Genomic DNA, 2,968 nt, shown 5'->3' with positions numbered 1-2,968 from the left:
GCCTGCATCGCGGGCAAGCCCGGCTCCCACACAAGCCCGCTCTCACAAGGGTTGCGACAAACCGTTAGCGTTGCATCTGCCCAAACTTGCCCGACTGGAAGTCGACAAACGCCTGGTGAATCTCCTGCTCGGTGTTCATCACGAACGGACCGTGGCCGACGATAGGCTCGTCGATCGGTTCGCCGCTGAGCAGCAACACCTTGGCGTCGTCGTTGGCTTCCAGGGTGAGCTGGCTGCCATCACGCTCGAACAGTGCCAACTGCCCTTGGCGCGCGACTTCCTGGCCGTTGACCAGCACCGTGCCACGCAGGATCACCAACGCTGTGTTGCGCCCGGCGTGCAAGTCCAGCGTGACCGCTTTGCCAGCGTTAAGACGCAGATCCCATACGTCAATCGGCGTAAAGGTGCGCGCCGGGCCTTGGGTACCGGCGAACTCACCGGCAATCAGGCGCAGTTGCCCAGCGCCGCCAGCCAACGACAACACCGGGATGTCGCCATCGACGATGGTTTGGTAGCCCGCATCAGCCATTTTGTCCTTGGCCGGCAAATTGACCCACAGTTGCACCATTTCCATCGCCCCGCCGCTGCGGGCAAAGGCTTCGGAGTGGAACTCTTCATGGAGGATGCCTTTAGCGGCCGTCATCCATTGCACATCGCCGGGGCCGATTTTACCGCCGGCACCGGTGGAGTCGCGGTGCTCGACTTCGCCCTCGTAGACGATGGTCACGGTCTCAAACCCGCGATGGGGGTGTTGGCCGACACCACGACGCTGTTCGGTGGGGGTGAAATCGACCGGGCCGGCGTGGTCCAGCAACAGGAATGGGCTGATGTGCTTGCCCATGGTGTCGTAGGAAAACAGCGTGCGCACCGGAAAACCGTCGCCGACCCAGTGGGCGCGAGGGCTGGTGTAGATACCAATCAATTTTTTCATGGTGAACCTCCAAAGTGCATACACCTTAAATCCGATACCAATTGAGCGGTAGAGGGTGAATATGGCTCTGACTGTCCCACAGGTAAGACGATAAATTACAGAGGGCGAGGCGCTGCAACGCCTCGCCCTCTGTGGATCAACCGCTTATGGGGTGGTGGTCAATGCGTTGTAGCTGGTGAACAGATTGCGGTAATCCGGGATGTGGTTGGCAAACAAAGTACCCAGGCCTTCGATATCGTTGCGCCAGTCGCGATGCAGCTCGCAGGCGAGGCCGAACCAGGTCATCAGTTGCGCGCCGTTGGCGGACATGCGGTCCCAGGCCGAATGGCGAGTGATCTCGTTGAAGGTGCCGGAGGCATCCGTCACCACGAACACTTCGAAACCTTCCGCCAGGGCTGACAGAGCCGGGAATGCCACACAGACCTCGGTCACTACACCGGCGATGATCAGTTGTTTTTTGCCGGTAGCCTTGATCGCCTTGACGAAATCCTCGTTGTCCCAGGCATTGATCTGGCCAGGCCGAGCGATGTAAGGCGCGTCGGGGAACAACGCCTTGAGTTCCGGCACCAGTGGGCCGTTCGGGCCAGTTTCGAAGCTGGTGGTGAGGATGGTCGGCAACTGGAAGTACTTGGCCAGGTCGGCCAGGGCCAGCACGTTGTTCTTGAACTTGTCCGGTTCGATGTCACGCACCAGGGACAGCAGGCCAGCCTGATGGTCCACCAGCAGAACGGCGGCGTTGTTTTTGTCCAGTCGCTTGTATTGAGTCGTCATGGGTAGTCCTCTTGCGTCGATTGAAGGGTTGGATCGCTTTTGCACTTCCGGCCTGGCCGTCTTGGGGGGGACTGCACGGGTGGATCAGTTGGGCATCTGGCCGAATTGACCTCTCAAAAAGGTGAAGCCGTGCATGGACACACCTTAAATCCGTTACCTTTGCCGGGCCAGATGGCAAAAATAGCCCTTAGCGTTCTATTTGGAGAACGATATGGAAGACCTCAACACCCTCTATTACTTCACCCAGGTGGTCGAGCATCGTGGCTTTGCGGCGGCGGGCCGGGCGCTGGACATGCCCAAGTCGAAACTGAGCCGGCGTATCAGCCAACTGGAAGAACGCCTGGGTGTACGCCTGATCAACCGGACCAGCCGGCATTGTTCGCTCACTGAAATCGGCCAGGTTTATTACCAACGGTGCCTGGCCATGCGCGTGGAAGCGGAAGCCGCCGCCGAGGTGATCGAGCGCAACCGTTCCGAGCCCCAGGGCATTGTGCGTTTGAGCTGCCCCACGGCCCTGCTCAATTCCTGGGTCGGGCCGATGCTGACTCGCTACATGCTCAAGTACCCCTTGGTAGAACTGCACCTGGAGAGCACCAACCGACGCGTGGATGTGCTGCACGAAGGGTTCGATATCGCCCTACGCATTCGCTTTCCGCCGCTGGAAGACACTGACTTGGTGATGAAGGTGCTGGGCAACAGCACCCAATGCCTGGTGGGCAGCCCAGCGTTTGTATCGCACTTGTCGAACCCGCCGTTGCCCGCCGATCTGCATGGCTTGCCGAGCGTGTTTTGGGGGTCGGCGCAGCGGGAGTATCACTGGGAGTTGTTTGGCGAGAACGGTGCCAGTGCCGTGATCCGGCATTTTCCGCGAATTGTCACGGACGATCTGCTGGCACTGCGGCATGCGGTGTGTGCGGGCGTGGGTATTGCCCATCTGCCCAGCGTGGTGGTGCGCGAGGATTTAGCCGCAGGACGCCTGGTCAACCTGACCCCCGGATGGGCGCCGAGGACCGGGATCGTGCATGCGGTTTTCCCGTCGCGCCGTGGGCTGCTGCCGTCGGTGCGCAGCCTGATTGATTTCCTGGGGGAGGCGTTTGTACACAGTGACATGGAGTGACTAGGTGGCCGTGAGGGGTCGAGTCGTTTGCCATGGGGATGATCCGCGACTGGACTAATTTATATTTCGATCATAATATTTGAAAAAAATTACATCCATAATTTTTCTGATCGATCATCCCCAGGAGTTCGCCATGAACCCTCTTGCCC

The 2,968-nt window shown here is 59.5% G+C and carries 3 protein-coding genes; 1 reads left to right on the top strand and 2 read right to left on the bottom strand.

All coding sequences use genetic code 11. The features are described from left to right. Positions 1–64 precede the first annotated feature (64 nt). Both ACRESD_RS25680 and ycaC read right to left on the bottom strand, forming a co-directional pair. A complete protein-coding gene (locus ACRESD_RS25680; protein ID WP_431753467.1) occupies positions 65–931 on the bottom strand; it encodes a pirin family protein in 867 nt (288 codons plus the stop codon). Positions 932–1,075: 144 nt separating this feature from the next. Further along, positions 1,076–1,702, bottom strand: coding sequence for an isochorismate family cysteine hydrolase YcaC (ycaC, locus tag ACRESD_RS25675; protein WP_431753466.1), 627 nt, complete (start codon positions 1,700–1,702; stop codon positions 1,076–1,078). A gap of 211 nt (positions 1,703–1,913) precedes the next feature. Here ycaC and ACRESD_RS25670 point away from each other — a divergent pair, with 211 nt between their 5' ends. Then, entirely contained in the window at positions 1,914–2,819 is a 906-nt protein-coding gene (locus tag ACRESD_RS25670) for a LysR family transcriptional regulator (protein ID WP_431753465.1), read from the top strand. Positions 2,820–2,968: the final 149 nt, after the last annotated feature.

Source organism: Pseudomonas sp., from assembly GCF_050739995.1.
In the GTDB taxonomy this organism is placed as follows: Bacteria; Pseudomonadota; Gammaproteobacteria; order Pseudomonadales; family Pseudomonadaceae; genus Aquipseudomonas.
The sequence above is the reverse complement of the archived record's forward strand: the minus strand, read 5'-3'. Positions and strand labels throughout refer to the sequence as shown.

Excerpts from the sequence above, each read along its gene's own strand:
- ACRESD_RS25680 (WP_431753467.1), bottom strand. The coding sequence starts at position 931 with ATGAAAAAATTGATTGGTATCTACACCAGCCCTCGCGCCCACTGGGTC.
- ycaC (WP_431753466.1), bottom strand. The coding sequence starts at position 1,702 with ATGACGACTCAATACAAGCGACTGGACAAAAACAACGCCGCCGTTCTG.
- ACRESD_RS25670 (WP_431753465.1), top strand. The coding sequence starts at position 1,914 with ATGGAAGACCTCAACACCCTCTATTACTTCACCCAGGTGGTCGAGCAT.